The sequence below is a fragment of the Saccharopolyspora sp. NPDC045839 genome, from assembly GCF_056431645.1.
The window spans coordinates 1-15,150 of the sequence record NZ_JBWKKH010000019.1 but is presented as its reverse complement, the minus strand read 5'-3'; the positions used below and the strand labels follow the sequence as shown (position 1 = coordinate 15,150).

The following is a 15,150-nucleotide window of genomic DNA, read 5'->3' as shown; positions in this document are numbered from 1 at the left end:
GATCTTCGCGGACTACGGCGTCTTGAGGACCGTCAGGAGCTGGGTCGCCCGGCTGAGCGCCACGTAGAGGGCGCGGCGGCCGGTGCTGGATTCCGCGGCCAGGCCGTCCGGGTCGACGACCACCACCGCGTCGTACTCCATGCCCTTGGCCTCCAGGCTGCCGACCACGCGGAGCCGGTCCGAGTCGGACCCATCCACAGTGGACAGCCACTCGCGGACCTCGTCGCGGCGGGCCATCGTGGTGACCACGCCCACCGTGCCCTCGGCCGCCGCCACCAGCTCCACCGCGGCCGACCGCGCCGCCTGCGGCAGCTCGTCGGCGGCCACCTCGCGCACCGCCGGCTCGATGCCGGTCGTGCGCACCGCGACCGGCAGGTCGTCGGCCGGCACCAGGTCGCGGACCGCGTCGGCGGCGACGGCGAAGATCTCCGCCGAGTTCCGGTAGTTGGTGTGCAGCGTGAACCGGCGGTGCGTGCGCTGCGCGCTCAACGCCTCCTGCCGCGCCGCGGCGGCCTCCGCCGGATTGGGCCACGACGACTGGACCGGGTCGCCCACGATCGTCCAGCTCGCGTGCCGCCCGCGGCGGCCCACCATGCGCCACTGCATCGGCGAGAGGTCCTGCGACTCGTCGACCACCACGTGCGCGTACTCGTCGTAGTTGACCGCGCGGCGCGACTGCTCCGCCTCCGGGGCGGTGCGGCGGCGCTTCGGCGGCGGCCCGGCCAGCACCCGCAGCTCGTCGATCAGCGCGATGTCGGCGACCGTCCACTCGGTCACCTCGGACCACGACTTCGCCAGCAGGTCGACCTCCTCGGCCGACAGCAACCGGCGGGCGGCCTGGGACAGCCGCGCCGGGTCGGACAGCCAGCGCAGCACCTGCATCGGGTACAGCGGCGGCCACCACGCGACCAGGAACCGGTGGAACTCGATGCGCTCGCCGATCTCGCTGATCAGCCGCTCCCGCTCGGGCTGGAAGTCCTCGTCGGCGGCCTGCTTCGCCTGCTGCCACAGGGCTTCCAGCAGCGCGTCGGCCGCGCGCATCCGGTACCGGTTGGGCTGCCCGCCCTTGTTGTGCAGCGAGCGGCGGATCCGCTTCAGGTCGTCGGCCTGCAGCTTCAGCACCGTGCCCCGGTAGAACATCTGCAGGTGGTCCGGGGCGTCCGGCGGCGGCAACCGCAGCGCCCGCCGGAGCACCTTGACCATCCGCGATGAGCCCTTGACCTCAGCTGTGCGCGGATCGTCGATCTTCGCCGTGCCGATGCCGTCCAGCACCTCGCCGAGCGCCCGCAGCTCGACGTTGTGCTCGCCCATCGACGGCAGCACGCGGGAGATGTAGGACATGAACACCGGGGACGGGCCGACCACCAGCACGCCGGGGCCGCCGAGCCGGCGCTGGTCGCGGTAGAGCAGGTAGGCGGCGCGGTGCAGCGCCACCGCGGTCTTGCCGGTGCCCGGGCCGCCGGTGATCTCGGTGACCCCGCCCTCGGGCGCCCGGATCGCGTCGTCCTGCTCCTTCTGGATGGTGGCGACGATGTTGCGCATCGAGTCGCCGCGCGACCGGGTGAGCGCCGCCATCAGCGCGCCGTCGCCGATCACCCGCATGTCCGCGGGCGCCCGGTCCGGGTCCAGCAGGTCGTCGGAGAGGTCGACGACCTGCTCGCGGGACGAGCGGATCACCCGGCGCCGCACGACGTCCAGCGGCTGCTCGGGAGTGGCCTGGTAGAACGCCGCGGCCAGCGGGGCCCGCCAGTCCACCAGCAGGTTGTCGAACTGCGGGTCGCGGATGCCCAGCCGGCCGATGTGCACGGCGTCGCCGCCGGCGAAGTCCAGGCGGCCGAACACCAGTCCCTCGGACTCGGCGTTCAGCGCCTGCAGCGTCCGGTTCGCGTGGTACAGCATCACGTCGCGCTCGTTCAGCGCTTCGGGAGTGGCCTCCAGGCCGTACTCGTAGCTCTTGTCGCGCATCGCCTCGGCTTCGGCGCGCAGTTCGTCGAGCCGGGCGTAAACCCGGTCGACGTGCTGCTGCTCGACCGCGATCTCGGCCTGCTTGGTGGACGCTTCGGACACCTGTGTCGTTCTCCCGTGTGGCGCAGTGGGCAGACCAATCAGCCTACGGCCCGTCGCGGCGGCTGCTTGCTGCTCCCAGGAGCTAAGAACCCGAATACCCAGGCGTAAACTGAGCCGAACACCAACGCCCGCCGCGCGAGAGCCTGGCGGGCGTTCTGCGTCGCGGTGCCGCTTGCCAGGCCCGCGGAGCACCGGTCGGACGCGGGTGCGCGACGATGGCCGGGTGACTCGGATCGTGGCCGGAAGCGTGGGCGGGCGGCGCATCGACGTGCCCCCGCGAGGCACCAGACCCACCTCGGAGCGGGTGCGGGAAGCCCTGTTCAGCGCGCTCGAATCGGCCATCGAGCTGGCCGGCGCGCGGGTGCTCGACCTCTACGGCGGCTCCGGGGCGCTCGGCCTCGAAGCCCTCTCCCGCGGCGCCGCGCACGCCACGTTCGTCGAATCCGACCGGCGCGCCGCCCAGCTGCTGCGCCGCAACGCCGCGTCGCTCGGGTTCCGCGACGTCCGGGTGGAGCAGGCGAAGGCCGAAACCCTGATCGGCACCCCGACGGCGCAGCCGTTCGACGTGGTGCTGGCCGACCCGCCCTACGACCTCGCGCCCGAGCTGCTGCAGCGCGTGCTGGCCGGGCTGGCCCCGAACGGCTGGACCGCGCCGGGCAGCCTCGTCATCGTCGAGCGCGCGGTGCGCAGCGGCGAACCGGACTGGCCGCCGCCGCTGCAGGCTTTCCGCACCAAGCGCTACGGCGACACCGCCGTCCACTGGGCCGCGCACGAGGAGCAGTGAGTGCGAAGCCGGGGGGTGGAGCCCGTTTTCGCACTCACGACCCATGCGGTGACCCGCGCCACGTGATCGTGGGGGCATCCCCTGCCTGCTGCTAACGTGCCAGCTCATGAGGCGTGCCGTGTGTCCTGGCTCCTACGACCCGGTGACGAACGGTCATCTGGACATCATCGAGCGAGCGTCGAAGCTGTTCGACGAGGTCGTCGTCGCGGTGCTCATCAACAAGAACAAGAAGAGCCTGTTCAGCGTCGAAGAGCGGCTGGAGATGCTGCGCGAGGTCACCGCCCAGTGGCCGAACGTGCGCATCGACGCCTGGCACGGCCTGCTCGTGGACTACTGCAAGGCGCACGACATCGGCGCGATCGTCAAGGGCCTGCGCGCGGTCAGCGACTTCGACTACGAGCTGCAGATGGCGCAGATGAACCAGCAGCTGTCCGGGGTCGAGACGATGTTCATGTCCACCAACCCGCTGTACAGCTTCCTGGCCAGCTCGCTGGTCAAGGAGGTCGCCACCTACGGCGGCGACGTGTCGAACCTGCTGCCGCCGACGATCGAGCGCCGGCTCCTCGACCGGCTCGCCGAGCAGAACTGAGCCGCGCGGAACGGCGCCGCGACGGGAGCGTGCGCCGATTTCGCGCGAAATCGCCGCTTCAGCGGCCGAGCCTCGCGGGCCGCGCTGCGCCGTTCGGACTAGCACGTGTCCTTCGACCGTGCCCTATGCCATTTCGGGTTCACGTCAGCTTCAGTGCGTGCACACGTCATCGACGTAGCGTGCTCGACCATGAAGCGGATCACGTCGAAGACACTCCAGGTCCTGTTGGCCGGTCTGATCGCCGTGGTGGGGCTGGTCGGGTTCCAGGCGAGCGCCCTGTCCGCCGCGCCGACGGCTGCCGTCGCGCAGGCGCCGTGCGGGGACACCTCGGGCTTCCAGAAGGTCGACCTCTCGGCGCTGCCGAAGGAGGCGACCGACACGGTCAACCTGATCAAGAAGGGCGGCCCCTACCCGTACCCGCAGGACGGCACGGTCTTCCAGAACCGGGAAGGCATCCTGCCGAAGTGCGCCAGCGGCTACTACCACGAGTACACCGTCAAGACCCCTGGCAGCGACGACCGCGGCGCCCGCCGGTTCGTGGTCGGCGACGGCGGCGAGTACTTCTACACCCAGGACCACTACGAGAGCTTCCAGCTGACCAACATCAACGCGTAGTCCACCGCGAGCCGTGCGCGTTCCGGGCCGTCCGGGGCGCGCACGAGCGCGTTCGGGGGCTTGACACGCGGAACTGGATTTCCCCCGCCGCGCTGCCCGGCCCGGGCAGACTGGTACCAGGACAAACCCATGATCGGCGACTGCGGGTGTTCTGACATGCTTGCCGCTGCGGCGGCTACGACGGCAGGGAGATCAAGGTGTACCGGGTGTTCGAGGCGCTCGACGAGCTGGTCACGATCGTCGAGGAAGCGCGTGGCGTGCCCATGACTTCGGGGTGCGTGGTGCCCCGCGGCGACGTGCTGGAGCTGCTCGACGACGTGCGGGACGCGATCCCGCAGGAACTCGACGACGCCCAGGACGTGCTCGACCACCGCGACGAGGTGGTGTCCACCGCGGCGGCGCAGGCCGACAAGTCGGTCACCGACGCCCGCAACGAGGCCGACCGCACGGTCGCCTCGGCGCGCGCCGAGGCGGAGCAGCTGCTCGCCGACGCCCGGGAGCAGGCCGACGAGCTGCTGGCCGAGGCGCGGGCGCAGGCGGAGCAGGCGGTGACCGCGGGCCGCCGCGAGTACGAGGACTACGTCGGCCGCGCCCAGAGCGAAGCCGACCGCATGGTGCAGGCCGGCCGCGCCGCCTACGAGCAGTCGGTGCACGAGGGCAAGGCGGAGCAGGCCCGGCTGGTGGCCGACACCGAGGTGGTGCAGGCGGCGAACGCCGAGGCCAAGCGCATCGTCGACGAGGCGAACGAGGACGGCGAGCGGCTGCGCAGCGAGTGCGACGCGTACGTCGACTCCCGGCTCGCGGACTTCGAGGACCTGCTCAGCCGCACGCTGCGCACGGTCGGCAAGGGCCGCCAGCAGCTGCGCAGCCCGATGGGCGCCCCCTTCGACTACGAGGAGTGGCACGCCGGCAACAACACCGGCGCCAACTGATCTCCGCGCCACCGGGCCCGCGCCGGAGGCGGTCCTCGGTGGTGGAAGGCCCTGGTGTCGCGGCTGGAAGGGTGTCGCGTACCCTGGGAAAGCTGGCTGGGGATGATGCGCAGTTTCTCATCCGCCTATGCCGCACCGCCCTGTCGAATTGACCACCGAAACTTGTGATGTCTCAGAACCATGCAGCGCACACCGCGCACGTCGGCCCCTGGGTGATCGACACCCGGGAGATCGGCCACCGGGCCGGCAGCAGCCGTGCCTACACGCGTAGTGCCCCGGCGCCGACCGGGTTCGGGCTGGACATGATCAAGGTGCCGGAGGGCGATCCGGTGCAGCTCGACCTGCTGGCCGAGTCGGTGGTGGAGGGCGTGCTGGTGTCCGGCACCGCCGTGGCCACCCTGGCCGGCGAGTGCGTCCGGTGCCTGGACCCGATCTCCGACGAGGTCGAGGTGGAGGTGCGGGAGCTGTTCGCCTACCCGGACAGCGCCACGGACGTCAGCACGGATGACGACGAGGTGGAGCGGGTCGTGCACGACCTGATCGACCTCGAACCGGTGGTGCGGGACGCGATGTTGCTGTCGCTGCCCTCGGCGCCGTTGTGCTCGCCGGACTGCCAGGGGCTGTGCTCCGGGTGCGGCGTGAAGTGGGCCGAACTCGCCCCGGATCACACGCATGAGACCATTGATCCTCGCTGGGCTGCGCTGCAAGAGCGGCTCGGCGGGACCGAGGAGGAGAAGTAGTCGTGGCCGTCCCGAAGCGCAAGATGTCCCGGGCCAACACCCGTCACCGCCGGTCGCAGTGGAAGACCTCGGCGCCGACGCTGGTGCAGTGCTCCAACCGCTCCTGCCGCGAGCAGAAGCTGCCGCACGTCGTCTGCCCGGCCTGCGGCCAGTACGACGGCCGCCAGATCGTCCAGCCCGCCTGATCGGCGGTCGTGCAGTGGGGGGAAAGCAGTCGCGGGTCCGGAAGGTCGATCGGGCTCCGCTGTTGGCAGCGCTCGGCGTCGAGCTCGACGCCGAGCTGCTCACCCTTGCCCTCACCCACCGCTCGTACGCCTACGAGAACGGTGGCCTGCCGCCCAACGAGCGGCTGGAGTTCCTCGGCGACGCGGTGCTCGGCCTGGTGATCACCGATCACCTGTACACCGAGCACCCGGACCTGCCCGAGGGGCAGCTCGCGAAGCTTCGCGCCAGCGTGGTCAACATGCACGCGCTGGCCGGCGTCGCTCGCGGGCTCGGTGAGGGCGGCCTGGGTGAATACCTGCTGTTGGGCAGGGGCGAGGAGCTCACGGGGGGCCGGGACAAGGCGAGCATCCTCGCGGACGGCCTGGAAGCCGTGCTCGGCGCGGTGTACCTGGCGGAGGGCATCGACGTCGCCCGCGGCGTCGTCCACCGGCTGTTCGAGCCGCTGCTGGCCGAGGCGCCGCAGCGCGGGGCCGGGCTGGACTGGAAGACGAGCCTGCAGGAGCTGACCGCGTCGGCGGGGCTCGGCGTGCCCGAGTACCGGGTCGAGGAGCAGGGTCCGGACCACCGCAAGGAGTTCAGCGCCTTCGTGGCGGTCGGCGGGCAGACCTACGGTCGCGGCGATGGCCGCACCAAGAAGGAAGCCGAGCAGAAGGCCGCCGAAGCGGCCTGGCGCCAGCTCTCCGAACAGACCACCGAAGACGCCGGCACCCCGTCCGCGTAGCGGAATCCGGGGCCGCGCGCCGGGGTCCGGCGCGGGTGGTCGAAGATGTTTTCGTGCCCGAGTTGCCTGAGGTCGAGGTCGTCCGGCGCGGTGTCGCCGAACATGCTGTCGGCCGGACGTTGTCCGGCGTCGAGGTCCTGCATCCGCGCGCTGTCCGCCGACACGTGCCCGGTCCGGATGATTTCGCCGGTCGGCTCGTCGGTCGCTGCCTGAGCGCGGCGCGGCGGCGCGGCAAGTACCTGTGGCTGGAGCTCGGCGATGAGGCCGGTGCGCCCGAGTCCGGCGGCGAAGCGCTCGTGGTGCACCTGGGGATGAGCGGTCAGCTGCTCGTGCAGCCCGGCGACGCCCCGGACGAGAAGCACCTGCGGGTGCGGATGAGGTTCTCCGACGGCGGTCCGGAGCTGCGGTTCGTGGACCAGCGCACCTTCGGCGGTCTGCACCTGGCCGATCTGGTCGAGGTGGACGGGATCGCGCTGCCGAAGCCGGTGGCGCACATCGCGCCCGACCCGCTGGAGCAGGTGTTCGACATCGAGGCGGTGGCCGACCGGCTGCGGGCGCGGCGCACCGGGATCAAGCGGGCGCTGCTGGACCAGAGCCTGGTGTCCGGCGTCGGCAACATCTACGCCGACGAGGCGCTGTGGCGGGCGAAGCTGCACTGGGCCCGGCCCACGGCGACGCTGACGCGGCCCAAGATCCGCGAGCTTTTCGGCGCCGTCACCGATGTCATGCAGCAGGCGCTGCACGCGGGTGGCACCTCGTTCGATGCCTTGTACGTCAACGTGAACGGCGAATCCGGCTACTTCGACCGGTCGCTGGCGGTGTACGGGCAGGCGGGGCACCCGTGCCCGCGGTGCGGGGCGTCGGTGCGACGCGATCCGTTCATGAACCGCTCGTCCTACACCTGCCCGGTGTGCCAACCCACGCCCCGCAACGCCCACCTCTGACGTTCATCCTTCCGGGCAGTGATGGCGTTTTCGCGCGAAACCGTCGTCCGGCAGGCGTGGTGAACGGCGGTTTCGCGCGAAAACGCCGCCAGCAAGGGCTCACGGCTCCGTTGCCAGGGCGGTCGTCACGGCGGTGATCGTGCGCTGCCAGTGGTCTCGTTGGCGGGCGCGCTCGTCCGCGTCCGCCAGCCACTCCTGGTGGAAGCGCAGTTGCGTGCGGTCGCCCTTGCCCACGATCGCGACCTGCACCGTCGTGTCGTGGTCCCAGTCGGCCGGTCGCCAGGTGAGCCGGACCCGGTCGAGCTCGCGGTGGCTGCGGATCTCGCCGGTCGTGCCGTCCGCCGTCCGGTAGGTCGCGCCCTTCTCCAGGGTGGCGCCCGCGCCGAGCCACAGCGCGACGCCCGCCGGGCTGGTGAGGAAGCGCCAGACCGCTTCCGGCGGGTGGGGCACGGTCTTGGAGACCCCGATCTGGAAGCCGACGTCCTTGGTCCGCCCGATCATGTCCGCGCCCCGCCCTCGATGTAACCGGTTAAAGTGGAAGAGAAACCGAATATAGTGGTTACATGAGGGTGGGAACAAGGCTGCTGACCGCGGCGACCGGCGAGCGGTTCCGGTTCGACGCCGGATGCTTCTGCCTGGAGCTGCTGATCACCGGCGGGCCGGGGCCGTACCAGCGCTACGAGATCCTGCACGAGCCGGCGGATCTGGCGCGCTGGCTGGAAGGCTCGCGGCTGGCCGAGGTCGCGCCGCTGAGCAGCGACGACATCCGCATCCAGCCCGCCGAACTCCGCCGCATCAAGCGGTTCCGGGACACGATGTGGCCGGTCGCGAAGGCCGTGGCGCACGGCGAGCGCCCGTCGAGCGCCGACCTGGAGGTGCTCAACAACAGCGCGGAGCCGCCGCCCCGGCCGCGGCTGGACCCGGCGACGGGCGTCCGGCAGTGGGTCTCGCCCGTCACCGGCGGCCAGATCCTCGGCGCCGCGGCCCGCGAGGCCATCGAGCTGCTCGGCGGCGATCGAGCCGAGCGGCTCCGGGAATGCGCGGCGGACGACTGCTCGCTGCTCTTCCTCGACACCTCCCGGCCGGGCTCCCGCCGGTGGTGCTCGATGCAGCGCTGCGGCAATCGCCACAAGGTGAACGCCCACCGGGCCCGCCAGTCCTGACGTTCGCGGGTAGGTCTCCCGACATTGCCCAAGAGCACGTTTCAGAATTCCTCCGCCCGGCTCATCCCTAAGGCGCCCGGCGCCTGACGTCGGCGGCGATTTCGCGCGAAATCGACGTCCTGCGCCCTAGCCGGCCACGCCCCACAAACGTTCGCACCCAAGCTGCAACGCCCCCCCGGAATCGGGAGCCCGAACTCTCCGGAGAGGTTCGCGATTTAGGCGAAATCGCGAACTTTCCGGCACTCCGACACCGCGTCCACAGTGGCCGTTGCCGGATCCTGCGGCGAGCGGGCCTTTCTGGGAAATCTTCGGGAAATTGCCGGACGGCCGCTGATCGCGTCTCGAATGGGCCTGGCCGAGCTGCGGAAATGCGATCGGTCCGGTCGCGGCCGCCGATTCCCAGGGATTTCCCAGCCTGTTTCCACGGCACTCGCACCTCGCCCCGGCTTGATGGACGCCGGAAGCGAGGTGGTGGGAGATGAATGCTGTGCCGCAGCTCGGCGTCGACGCGCATCGCGTGGCTCGCCGGACCGCGACGATCGACGTGGTGATCCCGGTCTTCAACGAGGAACGAACGCTCCCGGGATGCCTGGAGGTGTTGCGCGAGCACCTGTCCGAGGGTTTTCCGTTCGCCTGGACCATCACGGTGGTCGACAACGCGAGCACGGACGGCACGCTGGGCGTCGCCCGCGAGCTGGCTCGTGCGGTGGACGGGGTGCGGGTGCTGCACCTGGACCGCAAGGGGCGCGGCCTGGCGTTGCGCACCGCGTGGGGTTACAGCGACGCGGATGTCGTGGTCTACATGGACGTCGACCTGTCGACCGGCCTGGACGCGCTGCTCCCGCTGGTCGCCCCGCTGGTCAACGGGCATTCGGACCTGGCGATCGGTTCCCGGCTGGCGACCGGCGCCCGCACGGTCCGCGGCGGCAAGCGGGAGCTGATCTCGCGCTGCTACAACAAGATGATCCGCTGGACGCACGGTGCCCGGTTCACCGACGCGCAGTGCGGTTTCAAGGCGGCGCGCGCAGACGTGGTGAAGCCGCTGCTGAAGCACGTGAGCGACGATTCCTGGTTCTTCGACACCGAACTCCTGCTGCTGGCCGAGCACAACGGGCTGCGGGTGCACGAGGTGCCGGTGGACTGGGTCGAGGACGTCGACACCCGGGTCAACGTGGTGCGGACCGCCGTCGACGACGTCGCGGGCCTGGTCCGGGTGACCCGAGTCAAGATCACGGGTGCGGCGAAGGTTCCCGGCCTGCCGCAGCGGCCCGCGCCGCGTGCCGCGCACCCGCAGGCGGTGCTGGCGAAGCGGGAGAACGGTCTGCTGTGGCAGCTGGTTTCGTTCGGCGTGATCGGCCTGGTGTCCACAGTGCTCACCTCGGTCCTGTACGCCCTGCTGCGCTCCTGGTGGCCGCCGCTGCTGGCGAACCTGGCGGCGCTGACCGTCACCACGCTGTGGAACACCGAGGCCAACCGCCGGTTCACCTTCCTCGGCGGGCCGGCCTCCTCCGGCCGCGTGCACCTGCAGGGGCTGGTCGTGTTCGCCCTCTACTACGTCGTCACCTCCGGCGCGCTGCTCGGGTTGCACGCCTGGCAGCCGGATTCGTCGCGGTGGCTGGAAGTTCTCGTGCTCGTGGTGTCTTCGATGATCGGAACCGGGCTGCGGTTCGTGCTGCTGAGGTCGTGGGTCTTCCGGCCCGCGCCACTGCCGGAGGAAGAGGAACAGGGATGACGTCGGTTGATGCGACGAACGCGCAGCGCGCGGCCGCGCCGTGGCAGCGGATCTCGCTGGCCACGATCTGCGTGCTGTCCGGGGTGCTGTACTGCTGGGGAATCGGCGAGTCCTGGGGGAACTCGTACTACTCGGCGGCCGTGAAGTCGATGTCGCAGAGCTTCGAGAACTTCTTCTTCGGTTCCTTCGACCCGGCCGGCGTGGTCACCGTGGACAAGCCGCCGATGGCGCTGTGGGTGCAGGTGCTTTCGGTGAAGGTGTTCGGGTTCAACCAGTTCGCCGTGCTGTTCCCGCAGGTGGTGGCGGGTGTCGCGGCGGTCTTCCTGCTGCACCGCGCGGTCCGGCGGTGGGCGGGGGAGCACGCCGCGCTGATCGCCGGGCTGGTGCTGGCGCTGACCCCGATCACGGTGGTGATCAACCGGGACAACAACCCGGACACGCTGCTCGTGCTGCTGGTCGTGGCGGCCGCGTACGCGATGACGCGATCCTTCGAGTCCCGCAAGGCCACCGGGTGGGTCGCGTTGGCAGCGTTCCTGGTCGGCTGCGGCTTCCTGACGAAGATGTTGCAGGCGTGGATGGTGCTGCCCGCCTTCATCGCGGCATACCTGGTCGGCAGCCGCACCGGTTGGGGGCGGCGCTTGCTGGACCTGGGCGTGGCCGCGGCGGTGGTCCTGGTCGGCTCGTTCTGGTGGGTCGTCGCGACCGCGCTGTGGCCGTCGCCGAAACCGTACATCGGGGGCAGCGCGGACGGTTCCGCCTGGGATCTCGTGTTCGGCTACAACGGCTTCGGGCGGATCTTCGGCGGCGGTGGGGGCCTTCGACCGCCCAGCGGCGGGCTCCAACCGCCGGGTGGCGGCAGCCAGCCGCCGGGCGGTGGCGGCGGTTTCTCCGGCTCGTCGGGCGTGCTGCGGTTGTTCAACGAGCAGCTCGCCGGTCAGATCAGCTGGCTGCTGCCGCTGTGCGCGTTGGTGCTGGTCGCGATGCTGGTCGCCGGGGTGCGGCGGTGGCGCGGCGGGCGGCCGCTGGACCGGGAGCAGGCCGCGGGCTGGGTGCTCTGGGGCGGCTGGCTGGTGGTCATCGGCGTCATGTTCAGCTTCGCGCAGGGCATCATGCACCCCTACTACACGACGATGCTCGCGCCTGCGGTCGGCGCGATCGTCGGAGCCGGTGTCGTCCGGTTCTGGCGCTGGTACCGCGAACCGCAGGGCAAGGCGTGGCTGCTGCTTCCGGTCGGCGTCGCGATCACGGTGGCGTGGGCGGTGGCCATCGTCGCGCGCGACTTGAGCTGGCACGCGTGGGCCGGGTACGCGGCCGCCGGGTTGGGCGTGCTCGCGCTGGTCGTGCTCGTGATCGGCCGGCGCGGCAAGCCGCTGGCCAGAACCGGCCTGGCGCTGGGCTTGGCCGCGGCCCTGGCGGTGCCGACGGCGTGGTCGGCGATCGGGGCGGTCAGCGCCCAGAAGAGCATGGGCGGTGCGAACCCGATGGCCGGGCCGGAGACGGGTATGCGCCCACCGGGCGGCATGCGGTTCCCGGATGCGGGCGACGGCGGGCCGCCGGACGGGCAGAACCCGGTGGAGCCGGGCGGCGCCGAGCAAGGGCCGATCCTGCTCGTCGGCGGCATGGGCGGCGGCGGGTCGCTGAGCGCGGAGCAGCGCAAGATGCTCGACTACGTCCAGGCCAATGCGGGCGATCTCGACGTGCCGCTCGCGGTGGAGGCCGGCTCGATGGGCGCTTCGTCCTACATCATCAACGCGGACGTGACCGTGATCGGCATGGGCGGATTCAGCGGCGGTGACGACGCCCCGTCGGTGGCTCAGCTGACCGAGTGGAAGCGGACCGGCCAGCTCGGCTTCGTCCAGCTCGGCGGCATGGGTGGCATGCCGCGTCGGGACGGCATGGGCGACGGCGCACCGGATGGCGCGCAGCCTCCCGGCGGCATGCCGGGCGGCGAGGTCAGGCAGGAACGCGACGAGTGGGTGAAGCAGAACTGCACCCCCGTCGACCCGGCCGCCTGGGGAGGCGCGGCGGACACGGCGGTACAGCTCTACCGGTGCAACTGACCCGCGGGTGGGTGCGCGGCCGAGTCGCGTACCCACCCCGGGGAGCTCCGCGGTGGGTACTGTTCTGCCTGGTCAGGGCCCGTGAGTGTTTTGGGTCGCTATAGCAACCCAAAAGACTCACGGCCCCGGACCTGCGGAAACGCGGGCCCATCCGGTTCCCGGACTTCTTTCAGGCTTTTCCCAGGGAGGTGGGCGATGCTTGACGGCGTGGCGGATACCAACAGCGCGCGCGTCCTGGTCGTCGACGACGAGCCGAACATCCTGGAGCTGCTGACGGCGGCGCTGCGCCTCAGCGGATTCGAGGTGCACGGCGCGGGCACCGGTGCCGATGCGCTGCGGGCCGCCGTGGAGTTCCGGCCGGACATCGTGGTGCTCGACGTGATGCTCCCGGACCGGGACGGGTTCTCGGTCGCCTCCGAGCTGCGCGCCAACGGCAACGCCGTGCCGGTGCTGTTCCTGACCGCCCGGGACGCCGTCGAGGACCGCATCGCCGGGCTGACCGCCGGCGGCGACGACTACGTCACCAAGCCGTTCAGCCTCGACGAGGTGGTGCTGCGGCTGCGCGCGATCCTGCGCCGGGTGCAGCCCGCGCAGGCCAACGACTCGCGGCTGCGCTACCACGACCTGGAGCTGGACGAGGAGACCTACGAGGTCCGCCGCGGCGGCAGCCTGGTGAACCTGTCGCCGACCGAGTTCAAGCTGCTGCGCTACCTGCTGATCAACGCGGAGAAGGTGGTCAGCAAGGTGCAGATCCTGGACCGGGTGTGGAACTACGAGTTCGGCGGGGACAGCAGGATCGTCGAGTCCTACATCAGCTACCTGCGGCGCAAGGTCGACTCCGCCGCGCCGCCGCTGATCCACACCATCCGCGGCGTCGGCTACGTGCTGCGCCTGCCGCCGGAGCAGCGATGACGGTGCTGCGGACGCTGCGCGGGCGGTTGGTGCTCGTGCTGGTCGGCGCGCTGGTGGTCGGCCTGTTCCTGATGGGGGTGACCAGCACCGCCCTGCTGAGCCGGTCGCTGGTCGAGCGCACCGACGACCGGCTGGCGGCGCTGTCCGAGCCGTGGGAGCACGGGCTGGTCGCGCCGCCGGACCCGCTGCGGCCCCCACCGGACCCCGCGCTCGAACGCGGCGAGCTGCCCACCGAGTTCCGGGTGCTGATGTTCGATCCCGGTGGCGGCCAGGTCGGCGCCGTGATCGGGCAGCCCCAGACCGACCAGGGCGGCCCGGTGCTGCGGGATCCGCAGCACGGTCCGGCGATCAAGACCGTGCCCGACCGGGCGGGCGGCTCGGACTGGCGGGTGCGGACGGTCGGCCTGCCCAACGGGCGGTTCGTGGTGCTCGCGCTGTCGCTGGCGAACGTCGAGGCGACCGTGCGCCAGCTGATCGTCATCGAGCTGGTCGTCGGCGGCGCGGTGCTGCTCGTGCTGGCCGTCGCGGCGGCGCTGACGGTGCGGCTGAGCCTGCGGCCGCTGAACCGGATCGAGCACACCGCCGACGCGATCGCGGCCGGGCAGCTAGACCGGCGCGTGCCCGACCAGGACCCGCGCACCGAGACTGGCCGGCTCGGCGCGGCGCTGAACACGATGCTCGGGCGGCTGGTGGACGCGTTGCAGCAGCGGGAGCACTCCGAGCTCCGGTTGCGGCGGTTCGTCGCGGACGCCGGGCACGAGCTGCGGACGCCGTTGACGTCGATCCGGGGCTTCGCGGAGCTGTACCGGCGCAGCGATCAGCACCGCGAGGAGGACGTGCGGATGATGATGCGGCGCATCGAGTCCGAGGCGGTGCGCATGGGCGGCCTCGTCGACGACATGCTGCTCCTGGCCCGGCTGGACCGGGAGCGCACCATAGACCTGGTCGACGTCGATGTGGTGCCGCTGGTGCAGGACGTCGTGCAGGACGGGCGGGCGCGCGACCCCGAGCGGGAGATCGAGCTGCGGGACGGGGATCGCCCGCTGCGGGTGCTCGCCGACAGCCCCCGGCTCCGCCAGGTGCTGACGAATCTGGTGAACAACGCCCTGATGCACACCCCGCCGGGCTCGCCGGTCACCGTCGAGGTCGCGCGGGGTTCGGCCGGGGGAGGGGCGCTCGCGGCGGCCGGCGCGGAGCTGCCGGCGGGCACCCCGGTGGCGTTGATCTCGGTCACCGACACCGGTCCGGGCATCCCGCCGGAGCACGCACCGAGGATCTTCGACCGCTTCTACCGGGTCGACGACGGCCGGCACCGCGACGCCGGCGGAACGGGCCTCGGCCTGGCGATCACGACGGCGATAGCCGAGTCCCACAACGGCCGGGTGGAACTGCACGCCAACCCAGACGGAGGCAGCACCTTCCGCGTCCTCCTGCCCCTTACCTGACGGACACGCCGAAAAGTGCCCAGTTTTAGGCAAAATCGGGCTCCTGCCAAACCCGGAACGGCACCACCGGAAGTGGGCTTTCCAATTTTAGGGGTCCTTGCATAATGATCTTGTTGTGGCAAGGTGGTGGCTGGAGTTGATCACGTTTGCTTGTGGAGGAGCGTGGGATGGCTCAGCCGAAGCCGTGGGAGATCAGTGACGAGCTGTGGGAGTTGATCGAG

Annotated in this window: 15 protein-coding genes; 13 read left to right on the top strand and 2 right to left on the bottom strand. The window is 71.2% G+C overall.

Annotated features, from left to right (window positions below; genetic code table 11):
• Window positions 1-12: 12 nt before the first annotated feature.
• Window positions 13-2,067: a HelD family protein gene (locus AC07EQ_RS24630; protein WP_478390253.1), complete on the bottom strand. Its 2,055-nt coding sequence runs from the start codon at window positions 2,065-2,067 to the stop codon at window positions 13-15.
• 223 nt (window positions 2,068-2,290) lie between these two features.
• On the opposite strand from AC07EQ_RS24630, the gene rsmD reads away from it, so the two are divergent.
• The 8 genes from rsmD to mutM all read left to right on the top strand — a co-directional run bounded on the left by rsmD (window position 2,291) and on the right by mutM (window position 7,617).
• On the top strand, window positions 2,291-2,851 hold the full coding sequence (gene rsmD / locus AC07EQ_RS24625) for a 16S rRNA (guanine(966)-N(2))-methyltransferase RsmD (protein WP_478390252.1): 561 nt from the start codon (window positions 2,291-2,293) through the stop codon (window positions 2,849-2,851).
• Window positions 2,852-2,957: 106 nt separating this feature from the next.
• Window positions 2,958-3,440: a pantetheine-phosphate adenylyltransferase gene (coaD, locus tag AC07EQ_RS24620; protein WP_093262682.1), complete on the top strand. Its 483-nt coding sequence runs from the start codon at window positions 2,958-2,960 to the stop codon at window positions 3,438-3,440.
• A gap of 189 nt (window positions 3,441-3,629) precedes the next feature.
• On the top strand, window positions 3,630-4,055 hold the full coding sequence (locus AC07EQ_RS24615; RefSeq protein WP_478390251.1) for a guanyl-specific ribonuclease: 426 nt from the start codon (window positions 3,630-3,632) through the stop codon (window positions 4,053-4,055).
• A gap of 197 nt (window positions 4,056-4,252) precedes the next feature.
• Complete coding sequence (locus AC07EQ_RS24610) at window positions 4,253-4,987, top strand: DivIVA domain-containing protein (RefSeq protein WP_478390250.1); 735 nt, start codon at window positions 4,253-4,255, stop codon at window positions 4,985-4,987.
• A 167-nt stretch (window positions 4,988-5,154) separates the two neighbouring features.
• The gene (locus AC07EQ_RS24605) at window positions 5,155-5,727 is read left to right on the top strand and encodes a YceD family protein (RefSeq protein ID WP_165968092.1); all 573 of its coding nucleotides are present in this window, start codon (window positions 5,155-5,157) and stop codon (window positions 5,725-5,727) included.
• Between the two features lie 2 nt (window positions 5,728-5,729).
• A complete protein-coding gene (rpmF, locus tag AC07EQ_RS24600) occupies window positions 5,730-5,912 on the top strand; it encodes a 50S ribosomal protein L32 (protein ID WP_093262685.1) in 183 nt (60 codons plus the stop codon).
• 14 nt (window positions 5,913-5,926) lie between these two features.
• The gene (rnc, locus tag AC07EQ_RS24595; protein ID WP_478390249.1) at window positions 5,927-6,673 is read left to right on the top strand and encodes a ribonuclease III; all 747 of its coding nucleotides are present in this window, start codon (window positions 5,927-5,929) and stop codon (window positions 6,671-6,673) included.
• Window positions 6,674-6,726: 53 nt separating this feature from the next.
• Window positions 6,727-7,617, top strand: a complete 891-nt coding sequence (mutM, locus tag AC07EQ_RS24590; protein ID WP_478390248.1) for a bifunctional DNA-formamidopyrimidine glycosylase/DNA-(apurinic or apyrimidinic site) lyase — start codon at window positions 6,727-6,729, stop codon at window positions 7,615-7,617.
• Between the two features lie 99 nt (window positions 7,618-7,716).
• On the opposite strand, the gene AC07EQ_RS24585 is transcribed toward mutM, so the two are convergent.
• Window positions 7,717-8,118 (bottom strand): SRPBCC family protein, encoded by a 402-nt coding sequence (locus tag AC07EQ_RS24585; RefSeq protein ID WP_478390247.1) that lies wholly within the window; start codon window positions 8,116-8,118, stop codon window positions 7,717-7,719.
• 62 nt (window positions 8,119-8,180) lie between these two features.
• Here AC07EQ_RS24585 and AC07EQ_RS24580 point away from each other — a divergent pair, with 62 nt between their 5' ends.
• The 5 genes from AC07EQ_RS24580 to AC07EQ_RS24560 all read left to right on the top strand — a co-directional run bounded on the left by AC07EQ_RS24580 (window position 8,181) and on the right by AC07EQ_RS24560 (window position 14,929).
• A complete protein-coding gene (locus tag AC07EQ_RS24580; RefSeq protein ID WP_478390246.1) occupies window positions 8,181-8,780 on the top strand; it encodes a CGNR zinc finger domain-containing protein in 600 nt (199 codons plus the stop codon).
• 478 nt (window positions 8,781-9,258) lie between these two features.
• The gene (locus tag AC07EQ_RS24575; RefSeq protein WP_478390245.1) at window positions 9,259-10,512 is read left to right on the top strand and encodes a bifunctional glycosyltransferase family 2/GtrA family protein; all 1,254 of its coding nucleotides are present in this window, start codon (window positions 9,259-9,261) and stop codon (window positions 10,510-10,512) included.
• A complete protein-coding gene (locus AC07EQ_RS24570) occupies window positions 10,509-12,572 on the top strand; it encodes an ArnT family glycosyltransferase (protein ID WP_478390244.1) in 2,064 nt (687 codons plus the stop codon). Before AC07EQ_RS24575 ends, AC07EQ_RS24570 begins: the two co-directional genes overlap by 4 nt.
• A 195-nt stretch (window positions 12,573-12,767) precedes the next feature.
• The gene (locus tag AC07EQ_RS24565) at window positions 12,768-13,484 is read left to right on the top strand and encodes a response regulator transcription factor (protein WP_093262694.1); all 717 of its coding nucleotides are present in this window, start codon (window positions 12,768-12,770) and stop codon (window positions 13,482-13,484) included.
• Window positions 13,481-14,929 carry a sensor histidine kinase gene (locus AC07EQ_RS24560; protein ID WP_478390243.1) on the top strand — a complete coding sequence of 483 codons (1,449 nt, stop codon included), beginning with the start codon at window positions 13,481-13,483 and terminating at the stop codon, window positions 14,927-14,929. The genes AC07EQ_RS24565 and AC07EQ_RS24560 overlap by 4 nt, the downstream gene beginning before the upstream one ends.
• Window positions 14,930-15,150: the final 221 nt, after the last annotated feature.

Bases quoted from the DNA above. Each gene is read 5' to 3' on its own strand.
- coaD (WP_093262682.1), top strand. From the start codon at position 2,958: ATGAGGCGTGCCGTGTGTCCTGGCTCCTACGACCCGGTGACGAACGGT.
- AC07EQ_RS24615 (WP_478390251.1), top strand. From the start codon at position 3,630: ATGAAGCGGATCACGTCGAAGACACTCCAGGTCCTGTTGGCCGGTCTG.
- AC07EQ_RS24605 (WP_165968092.1), top strand. From the start codon at position 5,155: ATGTCTCAGAACCATGCAGCGCACACCGCGCACGTCGGCCCCTGGGTG.
- AC07EQ_RS24585 (WP_478390247.1), bottom strand. From the start codon at position 8,118: ATGATCGGGCGGACCAAGGACGTCGGCTTCCAGATCGGGGTCTCCAAG.
- AC07EQ_RS24580 (WP_478390246.1), top strand. From the start codon at position 8,181: ATGAGGGTGGGAACAAGGCTGCTGACCGCGGCGACCGGCGAGCGGTTC.
- AC07EQ_RS24575 (WP_478390245.1), top strand. From the start codon at position 9,259: ATGAATGCTGTGCCGCAGCTCGGCGTCGACGCGCATCGCGTGGCTCGC.
- AC07EQ_RS24570 (WP_478390244.1), top strand. From the start codon at position 10,509: ATGACGTCGGTTGATGCGACGAACGCGCAGCGCGCGGCCGCGCCGTGG.
- AC07EQ_RS24565 (WP_093262694.1), top strand. From the start codon at position 12,768: ATGCTTGACGGCGTGGCGGATACCAACAGCGCGCGCGTCCTGGTCGTC.
- AC07EQ_RS24560 (WP_478390243.1), top strand. From the start codon at position 13,481: ATGACGGTGCTGCGGACGCTGCGCGGGCGGTTGGTGCTCGTGCTGGTC.